General features: G+C 69.1%; 15 protein-coding genes. 5 read left to right on the top strand and 10 right to left on the bottom strand.

What is annotated here, in order from left to right; genetic code table 11:
- Positions 1-2 precede the first annotated feature (2 nt).
- The 7 genes from ACG04R_RS04090 to ACG04R_RS04060 form a co-directional block, all read right to left on the bottom strand.
- Entirely contained in the window at positions 3-779 is a 777-nt protein-coding gene (locus ACG04R_RS04090) for a metallophosphoesterase family protein (RefSeq protein WP_394406594.1), read from the bottom strand.
- A gap of 46 nt (positions 780-825) precedes the next feature.
- A complete protein-coding gene (locus ACG04R_RS04085; protein ID WP_394406593.1) occupies positions 826-3,255 on the bottom strand; it encodes a spermine/spermidine synthase domain-containing protein in 2,430 nt (809 codons plus the stop codon).
- Positions 3,252-3,878: a putative 2OG-Fe(II) oxygenase gene (locus ACG04R_RS04080; protein WP_394406592.1), complete on the bottom strand. Its 627-nt coding sequence runs from the start codon at positions 3,876-3,878 to the stop codon at positions 3,252-3,254. Before ACG04R_RS04080 ends, ACG04R_RS04085 begins: the two co-directional genes overlap by 4 nt.
- On the bottom strand, positions 3,875-4,834 hold the full coding sequence (locus ACG04R_RS04075; RefSeq protein ID WP_394406591.1) for a HupE/UreJ family protein: 960 nt from the start codon (positions 4,832-4,834) through the stop codon (positions 3,875-3,877). The genes ACG04R_RS04080 and ACG04R_RS04075 overlap by 4 nt, the downstream gene beginning before the upstream one ends.
- Positions 4,831-5,688 (bottom strand): peptidyl-prolyl cis-trans isomerase, encoded by an 858-nt coding sequence (locus tag ACG04R_RS04070; RefSeq protein ID WP_394406590.1) that lies wholly within the window; start codon positions 5,686-5,688, stop codon positions 4,831-4,833. The genes ACG04R_RS04075 and ACG04R_RS04070 overlap by 4 nt, the downstream gene beginning before the upstream one ends.
- Before the next feature lie 290 nt (positions 5,689-5,978).
- Positions 5,979-8,243, bottom strand: a complete 2,265-nt coding sequence (locus ACG04R_RS04065) for a hypothetical protein (RefSeq protein WP_394407264.1) — start codon at positions 8,241-8,243, stop codon at positions 5,979-5,981.
- Between the two features lie 100 nt (positions 8,244-8,343).
- The gene (locus ACG04R_RS04060) at positions 8,344-8,793 is read right to left on the bottom strand and encodes a copper chaperone PCu(A)C domain-containing protein (RefSeq protein ID WP_394406589.1); all 450 of its coding nucleotides are present in this window, start codon (positions 8,791-8,793) and stop codon (positions 8,344-8,346) included.
- Positions 8,794-8,979: 186 nt separating this feature from the next.
- Between ACG04R_RS04060 and ACG04R_RS04055 the strand changes: the two genes are divergently transcribed.
- Positions 8,980-9,552 (top strand): PEP-CTERM sorting domain-containing protein, encoded by a 573-nt coding sequence (locus tag ACG04R_RS04055; RefSeq protein WP_394406588.1) that lies wholly within the window; start codon positions 8,980-8,982, stop codon positions 9,550-9,552.
- Positions 9,553-9,619: 67 nt separating this feature from the next.
- Here ACG04R_RS04055 and argF read toward each other — a convergent pair whose 3' ends face one another.
- Positions 9,620-10,582 (bottom strand): ornithine carbamoyltransferase, encoded by a 963-nt coding sequence (gene argF, locus ACG04R_RS04050; RefSeq protein WP_394406587.1) that lies wholly within the window; start codon positions 10,580-10,582, stop codon positions 9,620-9,622.
- Positions 10,579-11,784, bottom strand: coding sequence for an aspartate aminotransferase family protein (locus tag ACG04R_RS04045; protein WP_394406586.1), 1,206 nt, complete (start codon positions 11,782-11,784; stop codon positions 10,579-10,581). The genes argF and ACG04R_RS04045 overlap by 4 nt, the downstream gene beginning before the upstream one ends.
- Before the next feature lie 152 nt (positions 11,785-11,936).
- On the opposite strand from ACG04R_RS04045, the gene ACG04R_RS04040 reads away from it, so the two are divergent.
- Both ACG04R_RS04040 and ACG04R_RS04035 read left to right on the top strand, forming a co-directional pair.
- Positions 11,937-12,266 carry a DUF3579 domain-containing protein gene (locus tag ACG04R_RS04040; protein WP_394406585.1) on the top strand — a complete coding sequence of 110 codons (330 nt, stop codon included), beginning with the start codon at positions 11,937-11,939 and terminating at the stop codon, positions 12,264-12,266.
- Between the two features lie 88 nt (positions 12,267-12,354).
- Positions 12,355-13,218, top strand: a complete 864-nt coding sequence (locus ACG04R_RS04035; protein WP_394406584.1) for an alpha/beta fold hydrolase — start codon at positions 12,355-12,357, stop codon at positions 13,216-13,218.
- 77 nt (positions 13,219-13,295) lie between these two features.
- Here the strand turns inward: ACG04R_RS04035 and rpsT are convergent, their stop codons facing one another.
- Positions 13,296-13,592 (bottom strand): 30S ribosomal protein S20, encoded by a 297-nt coding sequence (rpsT, locus tag ACG04R_RS04030; protein WP_056877901.1) that lies wholly within the window; start codon positions 13,590-13,592, stop codon positions 13,296-13,298.
- Positions 13,593-13,712: 120 nt separating this feature from the next.
- Here rpsT and murJ point away from each other — a divergent pair, with 120 nt between their 5' ends.
- The gene (gene murJ, locus ACG04R_RS04025) at positions 13,713-15,275 is read left to right on the top strand and encodes a murein biosynthesis integral membrane protein MurJ (protein WP_394406583.1); all 1,563 of its coding nucleotides are present in this window, start codon (positions 13,713-13,715) and stop codon (positions 15,273-15,275) included.
- On the top strand, positions 15,275-16,132 hold the full coding sequence (locus ACG04R_RS04020) for a SirB1 family protein (protein WP_394406582.1): 858 nt from the start codon (positions 15,275-15,277) through the stop codon (positions 16,130-16,132). The genes murJ and ACG04R_RS04020 overlap by 1 nt, the downstream gene beginning before the upstream one ends.
- Positions 16,133-16,135 lie beyond the last annotated feature (3 nt).

The following is a 16,135-nucleotide window of genomic DNA, read 5'->3' as shown; positions in this document are numbered from 1 at the left end:
CATCATTCGCCCAGCGTGAGGCGGCGCGCGAGGCGCTCGACGATGGCAGAGGGCATGTCGGTCGCACGCAGCGCGGCGCAGGCAGCCTCGACGTCGTAGGCCACGCGCTGGAAGGTCACGCGGGCATCGTCCAGGTCGGACTTGGCCGGGTCCAGCAGCGCGTAGCAGGCGGCAGGGTTGCCGTCGCGTGGCTGGCCGCAACTGCCGGGGATGATGAGCCACTGGCGGTGCCCCGGCAGCGGCATGGGTACGCCGGACAGCGGCCGGAAGTCGCCTGCCTTGCCCGTGCCGGACAGGTGGTAGAGCATGGGCTCGTGCATGTGGCCGCAGACCTGGATGCGCGCGTGGCTCGCATGCAGGCTCTTCACGGCCTCGGCGCGGCCCTGCACGTACTCCCAGCCGTTGGGCTGGAAGGCGTTGGCGTGCACGAACAGGCAGTGGCCCGGCTCGCCGTGGGCCTGCAGCGGCAGCCGGGTCAGGAAGCGCAGCTGGTCTTCGTTCAGCTGGGCGCGCGTCCAGTCGATGACGGCGCGGGCATCCGGGTGCATGCCGGGCGTGCTGCCGTGGGCCACGGCCTCGTCGTGGTTGCCCTGAACGGCGATGGCGCCGTCGGCGGCCAGCGCCATGATCTGGTCGGCCACCCAGGCGGGGTCGGCGCCGTAGCCCACGAAGTCGCCCAGCAGCGCAAAACGCGTGGCTCCCTGGGCCTTGGCGTCGGCGAGGACGGCCTCGAAGGCCTGTCGGTTGGCGTGAATGTCGGTGATGAAAGCCCAGCGCATAGACCGACAGCTTGCCATGAAGCGCCGACATGGCACTGACACCGGGTCAGGGGAGGGTGCCGAGGCCGGGGCGGATGTCGTTCAGCGCGGCGGTCATGGCCTGCGCTGCGGGCGGGTCGCGTGTGCTGAGCGCCTGGGCCAGCCGGCGCAGCGGCTCGGCGGCGGGCTGGAAGTCGGGGCTCTGGCGCAGCACCGCCAGCAGCGGCGTGCCGACGCGGGCCAGCATGACCGCCGGGTCGGAGCTCGGCGCGGTGTGGCGCCCCAGGTCGAGGTAGGTGCGGCGGGCCTGGGCGTAGGCGTTCAACCGCGGCGCGAGGTCGGGTGTGGTCAGCAGCGTGGTGGTGTCGACGCTGACTTCGCTCAACAGGTTGAGCAATCGGTCGCGCGGTGCCGAGTCCGGTGCGTAGGTGATGCGCGGCGCACGGTAGGCGACCCAGGGCCGGTCGTCGGTGTTCAGCGGCGCGTCACCGGCCAGGCGATGCAGCGCGGCGCTGTCGGCGATGAGGCTGCCCAGCACGGCGAAGTCGTCGGCCAGGCCGAAGCGGGCGGCCAGTTCGGGCTTGACGGTGCCGGTCGCGAAATGCGTGCCGCCGGCGCGGCCGACGAGGCCCACGGTGGGGGTGTCCAGGCTGTTGCTGGCCAGCAGCGCTGCACCGTCGGGGAAGGCCTGCAGGAAGGCCGCCGTGATGCTGCGCAGCGTGTCGATGTCCAGCTGGTGCAGCGGCAGCCACTGGCAGAACAGCCCCTGCGGCGCGAGACGCTCGCGCACCGCGCGGAAGTGCTCGACCGTGTAGAGCGCGCCCGAGCCGCTGCGCGCAGGGTGGAAGTTGTCGGACACGACGACGTCGTAGCGCCGCGTGGCCGTGCGCACGTAGCGGCGCGCGTCGGCGGCGTGCATCTGCGGGGACGGACCTTCGCCGAGAGTGGCACGGAAGCGCGCGGAGGCTTCGATCACTTCGGGTAGCAGCTCCACCGCGTCCACCTGCAGCCCTGGCACGCGCGCGGCCACGCCCGACGTGACGCCCGAGCCGACGCCGAGGAACAGCGCGCGTTTCGCGTCGCCGTGCAGCAGCAGCGGCAGCAGCGCCTGGCGGCCGTCGACGAGGACGGTGGCGCTGCTGCCTTCCTGCTGGCGGTTGTTGATGCGCAGCCTCGCGACGCCGGCCGCGTCCTCGACGACGCTGACGGCCGCCATCGCGCCGTCGCGGTAGCTCAGCAACCGGCCGCCTTCGGGCAAGCTGATGAAGGCCAGCGGCGGCGCGAGCAGCGCCAGCGCCGCAGTGACGCCCGCCGGCAGCCACCAGGCCGCGCTGCGCCACGCGGGCGCCAGCAGCAGATAGCCGGCGGCGACGAGCAGCAGCGCCAGCTTCGGCCCCAGCGCCGCGGCCAGTGCCACGCCGAACAGCGGTGCCGCGACCATCGCGCCCAGCGTGTTGACGCCCAGCGCGCGGCTGAACGGCAGGCCGGCCGCGGCAGCGTCGGCGCTGAGCTGGCAGAAGAGGGCGCCCATCAGCAGCGTCGGCAGCGCGAACACGGCCAGCGCGAGCACGGCCTCGGTGGCGAGCGCGGCGGCCAGGGTTTCGGGGTGGAGGGCGGCCTTGATGAGCTCGGCGCCCCACATCGCCGCCATGCCGAGCAGGATGCTCGCGGCCAGGGCCTGCAGTAGCCGCGGCGTGTTGCGCAGCGCGGGCCAGCGCGCGAACGCCGCCGCGCCCAGCGCGCTGCCGGCCAGGTAGACGGCCAGCAGCAGCGCGAAGGTGTAGACCGTGTCCTCGGCGACCTGGCTGAGCACGCGCACGGCCAGCACCTCGTAGGCGATGCCCAGCAGGCCGGTCGCGGCGAGCAGCGCCAGCGGGCGGGTCGACGTCGGCGTGCCGGGTGAGACGGAGGGCGTGGCCTTCAACGCCAGGCTGGCCAGCGCCGCGCAGCCGAGGTTGAGCGCGACGCACAGGCCCGCACTGCGTGTGAGGCCCCAGTCGGGAATCAGCCAGAAGGCCGTGGCCAGCACGCCCGCAACGGCGCCCAGCGTGTTGGCCGCGTAAAGCGGCGCGAGCGTGGTGGTGCCGAGCCGCGCCATGGCCGGCAGCGTTGCACCCATCGCCGCGGTGGCCGGCAGCAGCAGCAGGAAGCTCGCACCGAAGGCGATGCTCCAGTGCCAGGCGGGCGATGCGTCCGGGCCGATCAACGCCAGTGCCGCGCTGCTGGTGGCGGGCATGGCCGCCATCAGCACGGCGCCCCACAGGCCGATCAGCGCCTCGCAGCCGGCATACCAGCGCAGCGGCCGGTCGCTCGCCTCGATGCGCCGACCCAGCCACCACGACCCCAGCGACAGCCCGCCGAAGAAGGCCGCGACGACGGCCAGCACGGCGGCCGACTCATGGCCCAGCACGAGACCCATCTGCTGTGTCCAGATGATCTGGTAGCCGAGGCCGGCAAAGCCGGACGCGGCCATCAGCAGCAGCGCGAGCGCTCTCAACCGGAGAAGCTCAGCGTGTAGCCCCAGCTGTCCAGCCGCGTCGGGATCGCGTTGAAGGCCAGGCTGATGCGCCGCCCGCCGGCATTGGGCGGCACGGCGTGCATCAGGTAGCTCGGGAACAGCATCAGGTCGCCCGGGGCCGGTGCGGGGCTGACCCATTTGTCGGCGTTGTATTCGCCGGTGACGACGCCGGCATGGTCGTTCCTCATCGCGAAGTCGTAGCCGCCGGGCGACTTCATGAAGACGGTGCGCGCCGAGTCGTGCGTCTCGGTCAGGTAGACCACGCCGGACGCGAAGCTGTTCGCGTGGTTGTGCATGGCCTGCTTGCCGCCGGTGTCCAGCACGTTGACCCACATCTCCTTGATGGCCCAGCCGAGCTGCTCGCCGAACAGGTGGCGGCCGAACTCGGCAATCCGGGGCGTGATGAGCGCGGCAGCCTGCACGAGCAGCGGGCTGTCGCCGGGCTGCAGCATGCGCGTGTGCGACAGCGCGTCGGAGCTGTTGTTGGCGTGCAGCGCGCGGGTCGTGAAGTGCTCGACCAGCGCGGCGACGAGCGGCGGCGGCAGCACGCCGGTCGAGCGCTGCACGGGAATAGGGAACAGCCCGATGACTTCGTCGGTCATGCCAGGATCGCCGCGATGCGCAGCCAGGACCAGTAGGCCGCGACCGCGCCGATCGCGTACAGCAGCGCGGTGCGCGCCCGCTGCGCAGCCGGCCAACGCGCGCTGATGCGCCACAGGCACCAGCACGCGCCCACCGTCATCAGCTGGCCGATCTCGACGCCGACGTTGAAGGTCAGCAGTGCGACGAGCAGATGGTTCTGCGGCAGGCCGATCTCCTGCAGCGCGCCGGCAAAGCCCAGGCCGTGCACGAGGCCGAACAGGAAGGCCACCAGTGCCGGCCAGCGCCGTGCGGCCGTGTCGCGTTGATGCAGTGCCTCGCCAGCGACCAGCACGATGGACAGCGCGATGCTGGCTTCCACCGGCGCCGAGCGCAGCGTCAGCCAGCCCAGCGCGCTGCTGGCCAGCGTCAGGCTGTGTGCGGCGGTGAAGGCGGTGATGGTCCAGACCAGCCGGCGGCGGAAACCGACAAGGAACAGCAGGCTGACGACGAACAGCAGGTGGTCGATGCCGCCCAGGATGTGTTCGATGCCCAGCAGCGTGTAGGCGCTGGCGATCTCGCCCATGCCGCGTGGGTCGTTGGCGGCGCCGTACAGCTGCACCGTGGGCTGCGACTTGGTCAGCGTGTAGACGCGGCTTTCGCCGTCCTGCCATGTGACCTTGGCGATGACGGCCGAGTAGCGCTCGCCGACGCCCTTGACGGACAGCGTGCCCACCAGGCCCTGCTCGCCGCAGCTCAGCAGGTTGGCGTCCACCGTGCAGCCGGCGGGCCAGACCGGCGTCAGGTCCTGGTTCACCGGGCGCTTCTCGCCGGCGGACCATTGCCAGAGGAAGTCGCCGCGCCGCGTCTCGCGCAACTGCAGCTCGGCCATGCTCATCTCGTGCGCCAGCGAGGGCAGGGCGGCGGCGGCCAGCGCGAGCAGCAGGGCGGCGCGCAGCCAGGACAGCAGGCGCTTCATTTGGCGGCGGCCTCGACCTTGACGGTGTACTTCCTGGCCAGCACGGCCACAGCGGCGCTGCGCTGTTCGGCCAGCGTCGCGTCGGTCCAGTCCTGCAGCACCACGCCGCGCAGCACCTCGAAGCTGGCGGGTTTGGCGGCACTGGCGCTGTCCAGGCGCACGGCGCGCCAGCCCTCACGGGAGGGCAGCGCCAGCCACTGGCCGGGCGCCGCGGATTCCAGCGCCTTGGCGAAGTCCTCGCCGTAGCTCTGCAGCAGGTTGTCGTGCGGACGGCCCTTGAACACGCGCAGGCCAGCCTTGGCATCGCCGGGCGTGCCGTTGTTCAGCATGTCGACGAAGGCGCGCACGCTGGCTTCGGTGGGCTCGCCGCCGAGCACGGCTTCCTGGAAATCGAAGCGCGCCGGCTCGTCGTACTTGGCGCGGTGCGCCTCGAACCAGCCGCGCAGCACTTCGTCGGTGGCGGGGGGCAGCTTGGTGCTGCCATCGACGACGCTGAGAGCCTTGAAGATGACGCGCTCGCGGATGGCGGTATCGCCCTTGTCGAGTTGCAGGGCCAGGCCTTCGCGGTAGAGCACCTCGTTGTCCAGCCAGACCTTGCGCAGCGCGGTCATCTCCTCGGCGCTGGGCTCGCGGCCGCGCTGGGCCTTGAAGAGCTGGCGGGCGTCCTCGTCGACCTCGGCGCTGATGACGATTTCGTTGGCTTCCCTGGCGCCGCGGTTGACGAGGTGGTCGATGCCGAACAGCGCCGCGCCGATCAGCAGGAAATGCAACAGCGGTTCACGCGTCCAGCCCGGCAGGGGCTTGGGCGGTGGCAGGGCCTGGGTGGCGGAGGTCAGGGGGAGCTGGGCAGACATGGATCTTGGAGAACGGCGTGGCGGCGCGACAGGCGACGGATGCTAGTGACGCTGCAAGACAAAACGACGACAAGCCGGGGCTACGAGGCGAAGCACGAAAAAGGGCGCCACGTTGTCGCAGCGCCCTATGGGTGGAGGCATGGGATTCAAAGCTGTGGGCCGGCGCCGGGCCGCCCCAAGCCGGCCCACAGGCGATGTGCAAGCGGCTCAATGCCGCTTGCATCGCCGTCCCCTCGGGGGACCGACCAGGCGCGCCCGCGTTCAGCGCGGCGCGACTGGGCGAGGGGCCATCACTTGACGCCAGCGACCGTGTAGGAACCGTTGACCTCGACGTAGATCGGGTTGCTGTAGAACCAGAGGTCCGACCAGCCGGCCACGTCGTAGGACACGTACTTCTGGCCGTTGACGACCGACAGGTGGGCCGGGCAGCCGTCGATGGTGCCGTTGGCCTGCGTCCAGTTGACGCCGTTGGCCGGCACGTTGGTGCCCACGGTGTTGCACGGGATGCGCAGCATCGAGGTGTCGTTGGCGTTGGTGTAGATGTCCGACAACGGATTGCCGCTGGCGTCGGTCTCCCAGGGCGTGGCCGCCGGCAGGTTGCTGCCGCGCAGGCGCACGTACTGCGACGCCTGGACGGCCGGGATGCGGAAGCTCATCTTCAGGAAGACGGTGTTGTCCACGCCCGAATGCACCGGCGTCCATGCCGACGCGCCGTTGCCGCTGAAGGTCTTCAGGATGGCCGTGGTGGTGTTCTTGGCCGCGTCCGGCACCGAGCTCAGGCCGGTGGTCGTGCCGTCGAGCTTCAGCCAGTTGGTGTTGCGCGGCCATTCGCCCGAGTAGCCGGCGGTGCCCGGCGTGCGGTAGCCGGTGACCTTGCCGCCGATGACGTCGACGTGGTCCAGCACGGGCTTGTTCATCGGCTGGTTGATGCCGATCTGGGCCAGCGAGGGGTTCGGGAACGAGTACGGCGCGAAGTTGGCGCCGTCCGGGTCGCGCACGACGACGGCGACGACGATGTCGGCGCCCGGGCGTACGACGAGCTTCTCGCCCATGGTCGCGCAGCCGGTCGTGTCGATGTCGGTCGCCTTGGTCGCGGCGGCCACGGCCAGCGCTTCCACGGCGGCGTTGGTGCGCGCACCGATGCCGGCGTAGGACGTGCAGGCGACGAACGCCAGGCGGTCGATCAGCTGGCCGGTGGCGGACCAGGCGTTGCCGGTGCGCAGGCCGTCGACGATGGTCTGCGGACGCAGCTTGTCGGCACCGTTGCGGACCATCACGTGGGTGCGCTGGTATTCGCCGGGGTAGAAGTCCTGCGTCGAGCGGCGGTCATCCGGGCCGAAGCTGCCGCGGTTGTGCCAGTCGGAGCTGGCGAAGAACCACCAGTTGCGGCCTTCGCCCAGCAGCGCGTCCCACACGCCGCCGACCTGGCCGGCGTAGACGCCCGTGCCGCCGTAGGTCGTGCCGCCGACGGAGTCGGTCAGCACGCCGGCGAAGTTGTTGCGCTTGACCTGGTACTCGCCGCGGTTGTTGGCTGCGCCGTGGCCGGGCTGGGACTCGAAGCCGAAGGCCGTGTTGGGCGCCGCGTTGTTGAAGTCGCGCAGGTGTTCGATGTTGTAGCCGTTGTTGCCGTCCGGGTTGAACGGGCCGGCGCGCTCCAGGTGGGCCGGCACGTAGTAGCTTTGCTGGCCGTGGTAGTTGGCCATCCACTTCAGCGCTTCCAGCGTCTTCAGGTGGCCCTTGGTGCCGGTGCCGGTGCCGCTGGGTTGCACCAGCTTCTGGCCAGCGTCGGTCCATCCCAGCGCGGCTGACGTGGAGTCGGCGCTGGCAACGTTGGCGCAGTTCCAGTTGTTGCCGACGTTGGAGCCGGCAGCGTTGCCGCGGCTGGTGTCAGCGTTGCTGCCGCGGTCGAAGCAGTAGGCCCATTGGGACAGCGCGTTGGCATTGCCCAGTGCGGTGTAGCCGGGCGTGGTCGGCAGCGAGGCCGTGTCCACCGACGTGGGCATCTGGCCGGTGATGACGGACATGGAGCTGTGCTCGTGGCCGGCGACGACGGACTCCAGGCCCACGAACAGCGGCAGGTTCTTGTAGGCCGACAGGTACTCGACGACCGGGTACTGGAATTCCTGGATGGCTTGCCAGCGCCACATGTTCTGCGTGGCGCCGGAGCCGTTGGCGTTGCCCTTGATGGCGGCGTTGCCGATGGACTGCGCCCAGGTCGTCGTCGGGCCCTGGCCGGCGATGTAGGGGTAGGCGGGCGTGGCCAGCGTGGCGTCTTCCACCAGCGTGCAGTTGCGGTTGCCGGCGTCGCCGTGGCCAGCCTGGACGAACCAGTCCAGGCCCCAGGGGGTATCGAGCTTGTCGGTGACCTTCTTCACCAGTTTCTGCATCGAGATCGCGCCGTCGGAGCAGGTGGTGTGGTTATGGAAGTCGCCCGACACGTATTTGCCGGCCGTCTTGCCGGCGGCGGTCGCGAGGTTGGGGGCGATGACCGCGGCGCTGCCCAGCGCGGCGACCGCGGCCAGGGCGAGCTGGCTCTTGGTGAAGAAGTGAGTCATGGAAGCGGCTCCAGAAAAGGATGGGGAGGGCTAAAACGGGGCGCATGCTATGGACCGGCCATGACCTCGGCATGACGGCTTCACGACGGTTTCGCGCCCTTCAGCGAAGGCCTGCGTAGTCGACGTTGAGCGCCGCCTCGACCGTTCCCGCAGCCTCGAACACGAGCCGCAGCGGGAACGTGCAGCCGATCTGCAGCGGCTGCTGCAGGTCCAGCAGCTGGATGTGCAGGCCGTCCTCGGTCAGCGTCAGCTCCTGCCCCTCGCGGATCAGCAGTGACAGGTCTTGTGCGCCCTCGGGTGCCCCCGGACCAGCCAGGCGAGCCCCCCCAGCCACGGGGGTCTCGATGCCGATCAACCGGTCCGTTTGGCGGACTTCGTCGAAGCGCATGCACAGCTTGGCCGTGTCGGCGTCGATGCGTGTCGCGCGCGTCCACGGGTGCCAGATGCGCATGCTGCTGCTGAAGAAATCGCAGGCGCGCGCCCGGGGCGCGATCCCCACGGCGCCGAGGGCAATCAGCAGATGGCGGCGGGGCAGGTGAGCGAGGTTCATGGCGGTGTCCGGAGCTGGGGGCTCGGACCATGGCAGCGGGCGATGACAGCGGCGTGAAGTGCGCGCGGCGGCGAGCGCGATGTCGTCAATGCGTCACGTGGCTGTCGTCTTTGCCCACCACACTCCGCCCCCGTTTAGACGCTGCGGCCCCGGCCGCCCCAACACTTCCAAGCTCTGGAGTTCCCGATGAAGCTCGCCACCCTCGCCCTGGCCCTCGGCCTGGCCTCTCCCGCCTTCGCCGGCACCACGGTGTCCGTGGACTTTGAAAAGACCTGGTCCTATGGCGAAGAAGTCGGCAATACCTACGCTGCGCAGGGCGTGACCTTCACGAACGTGCTGGGCCTGTCCAACGACGCCGTCCAGACCTACTACAGCAACGCGCCGTCGCCGCTGGGCGTGGCTTCGGCCCAACTGGACGGCAGCGTCAACACGGCCGCCTACATGAACGTCGCCGACGGCGTGGACTACGGCCTGGGCTTCTACTACGCCGGCATCGATACCTTCACGGTCTCTGCCTACTCGGGCCTGAACGGTACGGGCGCGCTGCTGGGCACGCTCTCGCTGTCCGCGACCGGCGACTTCGACACCTGGCAGTACGCCGTGCTGAATTTCTCCGGTACCGCCCAGTCCTTCGACCTGAGCGGCACCAACGGCGTTGCCGCGCTGGACAACATCGCCTCCGTGCCGGAGCCGAGCAGCATCGCGCTGCTGCTGGCAGCTGGCGGCGGTTTCGTGCTGTCCCGCCGTCGCCGCGCCTGATCGGCAGACGCCCAAAAGAAAAGCCGGCTGGGATCAGCCGGCTTTCTGCTTTCAGGGATGGGCTCGATCAGCCGATGCGACCCAGCAGCAGGTACTCCATGAGTGCCTTCTGCACGTGCATCCGGTTCTCCGCTTCGTCCCAGACGACGGACTGCGGCCCGTCGATGACGTCCGCCGCCACCTCCTCGCCGCGGTGCGCGGGCAGGCAGTGCATGAAGAGGGCGTCAGGCTTGGCGCGGGCCATCATGTCGCGGTCCACGCACCAGTCGGCAAACGCGGCCTTGCGGGCCTCGTTCTCGGCCTCGTAGCCCATGCTGGTCCAGACGTCGGTCGTCACCAGGTCCGCGCCGATGCAGGCCTCGCGCGGGTCCTTGAAAACCTTGTAGCAGCTGGCGTCCTTGATGCCGGCCACCGCCGGGTCGATCTCGTAGCCGCTCGGCGTGCTGACGTGCACCGTGAAGCCCAGGATCTCCGCCGCCTGCAGCCAGGTGTTGGCCATGTTGTTGCCGTCACCCACCCAGGCCACGACACGGCCCTTCAGGCAGTCCATGTCGATGGCGCCGCGGCGGTCCATGCCGCGGTTCTCGATGAGCGTGAACAGGTCGGCCAGGATCTGGCAGGGGTGGTACTCGTTGGTCAGGCCGTTGATGACCGGCACGCGCGAGTGCGCCGCGAAGCGCTCGATCTTGCTCTGCTCGAAGGTGCGGATCATGACGATGTCGACCATGCGGCTGATGACGCGCGCCGAGTCTTCCACCGGCTCGGCACGGCCCAGCTGGCTGTCGCCGGTCGTCAGGTGCACGACCGAACCGCCCATCTGGTACATGCCCGCCTCGAAGCTGACGCGGGTGCGCGTGCTCGCCTTCTCGAAGATCATGGCCAGCGTGCGGTCCTGCAGCGGCTGGTATTTCTCGTAGTTCTTGAAGCGGCGCTTGATGATGGCTGCGCGGTCGAACAGATGGGCGTATTCCTCGGCCCGCAGGTCCTTGAACTGGAGATAGTGGCGCATCAGGCTGTCTCCCGGCTTCATGGCTTGGGCTCGGCCAGGAAGGCCTTGATCAGCGGCACCAGCAGCGCGGTGATCTGGCGCGCCTCGTCGTGCGTCAGGATCAGCGGCGGCAGCAGGCGGACGACGCGGTCGGCCGTCACGCTGATGAGCAGACCGGCGTCCAGCGCACGGTTCAGCAGCACGCCGCAGGGGCGGTCCAGCTCGATGCCCAGCATCAGGCCCTGTCCGCGGATCTCGACGACACCGGCCACGCCTGCCAGGCCTTCGGTCAGGCCGTTGCGCAGCGTGGCGCCGACGGCTTCGGCGTTGGCCAGCAAGCCGTCCTCCTGCATGATCGTCAGGGTCTCGACGCCGGCGCGCATGGCCAGCGGATTGCCGCCGAAGGTCGTGCCATGGTTGCCGGCCTTCAGCACATTCGCCGCGCGTGGGCCGCAGACGACGGCGCCGATGGGCACGCCCGAACCCAGGCCCTTGGCCAGCGGCATCACGTCCGGCTTGATGCCTGCCCACTGGTGGGCGAACCATTTGCCGGTGCGGCCGATGCCGCACTGCACCTCGTCCAGCATCAGCAGCAGGTCGTGCTTGTCGCAGATCCGGCGCAGCGACTGCAGGAACTCGATGCGGGCAGGCTGGATGCCGCCTTCGCCCTGGATGGTCTCCAGGAAGATGGCCGTGACGTTCGGGTGGGCCGCGATGGCGGCCTCGACGGCGGCGATGTCGTTCAGCTTCACGCGCACGAAGCCCGGCACCAGCGGGCCGAAGCCGGCCTGGATCTTGGGATTGGCCGTGGCCGACAGCGTCGCGATCGAGCGCCCGTGGAAGGCGCCTTCGAAGACGAGGATCTCCGGCGACTCGACGCCGCGGTCATGGCCGAACTTGCGCGCGATCTTCAGCGCTGCCTCATTGGCCTCAAGCCCGCTGTTGCAGAAGAAGACGTTGGCCAGTCCCGAGATCTCGACCAGTTTGTCAGCCAGCTGCTCCTGCAGCGGGATGCGGTAGTAGTTGCTGGTGTGGATCAGCTTGGCGACCTGATCCTGCAGGGCCGGTACCAGGCGGGGGTGGTTGTGGCCCAGCGTATTGACCGCGATGCCCGCGAGCCCATCCAGCAATCGTCGGCCGTTCGTGTCCCAGACCCAGACGCCCTGGCCGTGCGAGAGCGCAACAGGCAGGCGGCCGTAGGTCGGCATCACGTGGGCGTCGGACGGGAGGGAATCAGCGTTCATCGGGTCTCCGATTGGGTTGAGGAAAAGTGGACTTTTGATTCTAGAGTCGATGCGGCGACGTTTGCTGCGGCGCAACAGATCGTGTCGAGGCGAGGCACAATAGCGGCCTTTGGCGGCCGTGGTCCGCTGACCCGAAAAAGCCGACCTTTTCCATGACCGTTGCCCAGCCGCCGCGCGAAGTATTCATCCAGGGTGTGACATTGGATGGACGCACCTTCCGCCCCAGCGATTGGGCCGAGCGACTGGCCGGTGCGATGTCCTGCTTCAGGCCCGGCGGCGTGCGTGGCGGCATCGGTGCCCACATCGGCTACTCGCCGTATTGCGTCCCGACCGTCATCAACGGCGTGAAATGCGTCATCGTCAACGAAGAGCTCAAGCGCCTGGAGCCCATGGCCTGGGATTTCGTCATGAATTTCGCCCGCGACAACAACCTGCAGGTCGCCGATGCCTGTCTGTTGCCTGACGGAAAGCCGGGCGCTTGATCCCTAGTCTCGTGGCGTAAGCGACATTCCCGTGCCGCGCCGGCATGGCGCGCCGTTATCCTCGCCGGCAACGTTTAGCAACAAGCCGATGAACCTCAGCGCCACTGCCGCCTCGCTGCCTGCCGCGTCTGCCGCCTCCCCGGCTGACGGCCAGACGTCGGGCGTCTGGGTGTTGCTGCGGGGCATGTCGCGAGAGAGCGGCCACTGGGGCGTCTTCCCCGAGCATCTGCTGCGTGAACTGCGGGTGCTGCAGCCTTCGGCTCAGGTCATTTCGTTGGACCTGCCGGGCACCGGCACGCTGCGTGGACAGCCCAGCCCCACGCAGGTGTCGGCCATCGTCGATGCCTGCCGTGCGGAACTGCAGCGCCGCGGCATCGGCGGACGGGTGTCGGTCGTCGGCATGTCGCTGGGAGGGGCCGTGTTGAGCGACTGGGCCAACCGCTATCCGGCGGAAGTCCAGGCGGGCGTGCTGATCAACCCCAGCCTGCGGCCCTTCAGCGAACTCTTCCGCAAGCCGCGGCCGTTGAACTACCTGGGGCTGGCATTGCTGTCGCTGAGCCGTTTCAGCGCCCGCATGCGCGAGGAGCGCGTGCTGAGCCTGACGACGCGGCTGACGCCGCCGCAAGCCGTCATCGACCGCTGGCTGGAGTTGCAGCGCGAGCACCCGCTGGGTGTGCGCAATACGGCGCGGCAGTTGCTGGCCAGTGTGCGCTACCGTGCCAGCCGTACCCGCCCGGCTGCGCCCATGCTGCTGCTGTGCAGCAAAGGCGACAACCTTGTCGACTGGCGCTGTTCACAGGCCATCAGCCGTGCCTGGGGGGCGCCATTGCGTCTGCACACCAGGGCCGGCCATGACCTGCCGCTGGATGATCCGCAATGGGTCGCCCGATCCGTGGCGGAGTGGCTGCGCGACCGCAGCATCCAGGGCGTCAATCCAGGCGAGTGGCACTGATGCTGCTGCTCCTGGCTCGGAAATGCAAAAGGCCCGCTTGCGCGGGCCTTTTACTTGCACCAGAGCTGGATTGGTAATCAGGCGGCGAGCGCCTTGATCTTGGCGGACAGGCGGCTCTTGTGACGAGCAGCCTTGTTCTTGTGGAAGATGCCCTTGTCGGCGACGGAGTCGATGACGGCCTGGGCGGTCTTGAACAGGTCGGCAGCCTTGGACTTGTCGCCTGCGACCACGGCCTTTTGCACGTTCTTGATGACCGTGCGGAATTTGGAGCGCAGTGCCGTGTTGGCTGCGTTGAGCTTGACGTCCTGGCGGGCGCGCTTGCGGCCCGATGCCAGGCGAACCGTCTTCTTCTTGGCTTTGGAGCTGGTTGCCATGCTGTGTCTATACCCAGTTGGTGCAAAGACAGCGAGTATAGCCCGGAATCAGTGTTAAAGCCAAGTGTCAGGACAGAGTTTCAAAAGAGTTGTTATCGGCGACACAGATAATCCGCCGCCATGAATCTGCTGCGCGCTGCGTCGACCATATCCCTGCTGACCCTGACCTCGCGCATCACCGGCCTTGTCCGTGAACAGATGGTGGCCGGTCTTTTCGGTGCCTCGTTCCTCACCGACGCTTTCCTGGTTGCGTTCCGCATCCCCAACCTGCTGCGCCGCCTGCTGGCCGAGGGGGCCTTCTCGCAGGCCTTCGTGCCGCTGCTGGCGGCCACCCGGGCGACGGATGGCGATGAGGCGACGCATCGGCTCGTCGATGCCGTTGCCACCGTGCTGACCTGGGCGCTGGTGGCGACGTCCGTCGTCGGCATCGTGGCGGCGCCGGTGCTGGTGTGGCTGCTGGGCTCCGGCCTGCCGTCGCGCGAGTTCGATGCCTCGGTGGTCATGACGCGGATCATGTTCCCGTACATCGCCTGCATGTCGCTGGTGGCACTGTCGGCGGGCATCATGAACACGTGGCGGCGCTTCGTGGTGCCGGCGGCCACGCCGGTGTTGATGAACCTGAGCACCATCGCCGTCTGCTGGGCTCTTGCCGCACCCCTGCAGCGCGCCGGCTTTCCCGGTATCTACGCGATGGCTGTCGGCGTGATGCTGGGCGGCGTTTTGCAACTGGCTGTGCAATGGCCGGCGCTGCGCTCCATCGGCATGCTGCCGCGCCTGGGCTGGACGTGGCGGGCGCTGCGCGAGGCGCGCAAGCATCCGGGGGTCGGTCGGATGCTGATCAACATGGGGCCGGCACTGCTGGGCGTTGGCGTGTCCCAACTGTCGCTGATGATCAACACGCAGATTTCCAGCAACCTGGGCAGCGGGGCGACGTCCTGGCTGAACTATGCCGATCGGTTGATGGAGTTCCCCATTGGCTTGCTGGGCGTGGCGTTGGCGTCGGTACTGACGCCGCAGCTGTCGGCCGCGCAGGCATCGGGCCAGTCCGAGCGCTACAGCCGCCTGCTGGATTGGGGCCTTCGCATGGTGCTGCTGCTGGCCCTGCCTTGCGCCGTGGCGCTGCTGGTCTTCGCCGTGCCGCTGACCGCGGTGCTGTACCACCGCGGCGCCTTCACGCCGGCCGACGTGGGCCACACGGCGCAGTCGGTCATGGGCTGGGGTGTGGGCCTGCTCGGGTTGATTGCCGTCAAGGTGCTGGCGCCGGGCTTCTACGCGCGCCAGGACACCGGCACGCCGGCCAAGATTGCCATCGCCGTGCTGGTGTTGACACAGTGCTTCAACCTCGTCTTCGTGCCGTGGGTCGGTGTGGCCGGCCTGGCGTTGTCCATCGGCTTGGGTGCGTTGGTCAATGCCAGCTGGCTGCTGTGGGGGCTGAGAAAGCTCGGTAGTTACCGCCCGGAGCCGGGCTGGGTGCGCTTTGCCTTGCGCGTGGCGCTGGGCTGTGTGGCGATGGGCCTGCTGCAGTGGCAACTGGCGACGCGGCTGGACTGGATTGCCCTCGGTGCGCATGAGTTCCAGCGAGCGCTCTTCATGGCCGGCAGCCTGGCCGCCAGCGCCGCCGTCTATTTCGCGGTGCTGCTGCTGGCCGGCTTGCGGCCCAGGGCGCTGGGGCGTCCCAGCTGATGAAGTTCGCGGCGCCGACCCCGCTGGACTACTTCGCCACGCTGGTGGCGGACGACGACAGCCTCAACCTGCTCGAAGCCGCCGTCAGCCTGGCCCATGACGAACACCCGCAGCTGGACGTGCAAGCCGTGCTGGCCCAGGTGGATGGCCTGGCGCGCCGGCTGCGCGAGCGCCTCGTGCCCGAGACGCCGCCGCCTGAGCGGCTGCGGTCGCTGACGCGCTTCTTCCACGGCGAGCTGGGGTTTGCCGGCAACCTGAACAACTACTACGCGGCGGACAACAGCTTCGTCCACCGCGTGCTGGAGACGCGCCGCGGCATCCCGATCACGCTGGCCGTGCTGCTGCTGGAGCTGGGCGAGCAGGCCGGGCTGCGCATGGCGGGCGTGGCTTTTCCGGGGCATTTCCTCGTCAAATGCCGCGTGGGGCTGGGAGAGGCGGTCATCGACCCCTTCACCGGCGAGGCGCTGTCGCCCGCGCGGCTGGACGAGCTGCTGGCCGTCTACCGCCACGGCAGCGGCCTGCCGGACGACCTGGAGCTGCCGTTGGAGTTTTTCCTGCGCGCCGCGACCAAGCGCCAGATCCTGGCCCGCATGCTGCGCAATCTGAAGGAAGTGCACTTCGCCGCGCGCGACTGGGTGCGACTGCTGGCGGTGCAGCAGCGCCTGGTCGTGCTTCTGCCCGGAGACGCCGCCGAGCGGCGCGACCGCGGCTTGGTGCTGGAATCTCTGGGCGCGCATGCTGCCGCAGCCGAAGACCTGGCCTTCTACCTCGCCGAGTGCGGCGATGCGCCCGACGCCGCGGCGCTGCGTGAGCGCCTGGCCTCGCTGCTCGATCAGCGAACCCCGCCGCTTCAGTGACAA

The organism is Pelomonas candidula (assembly GCF_043555985.1).
Lineage (GTDB): Bacteria > Pseudomonadota > Gammaproteobacteria > Burkholderiales > Burkholderiaceae_C > Pelomonas > Pelomonas candidula.
This window is presented reverse-complemented; position numbering and strand designations above follow the sequence as displayed.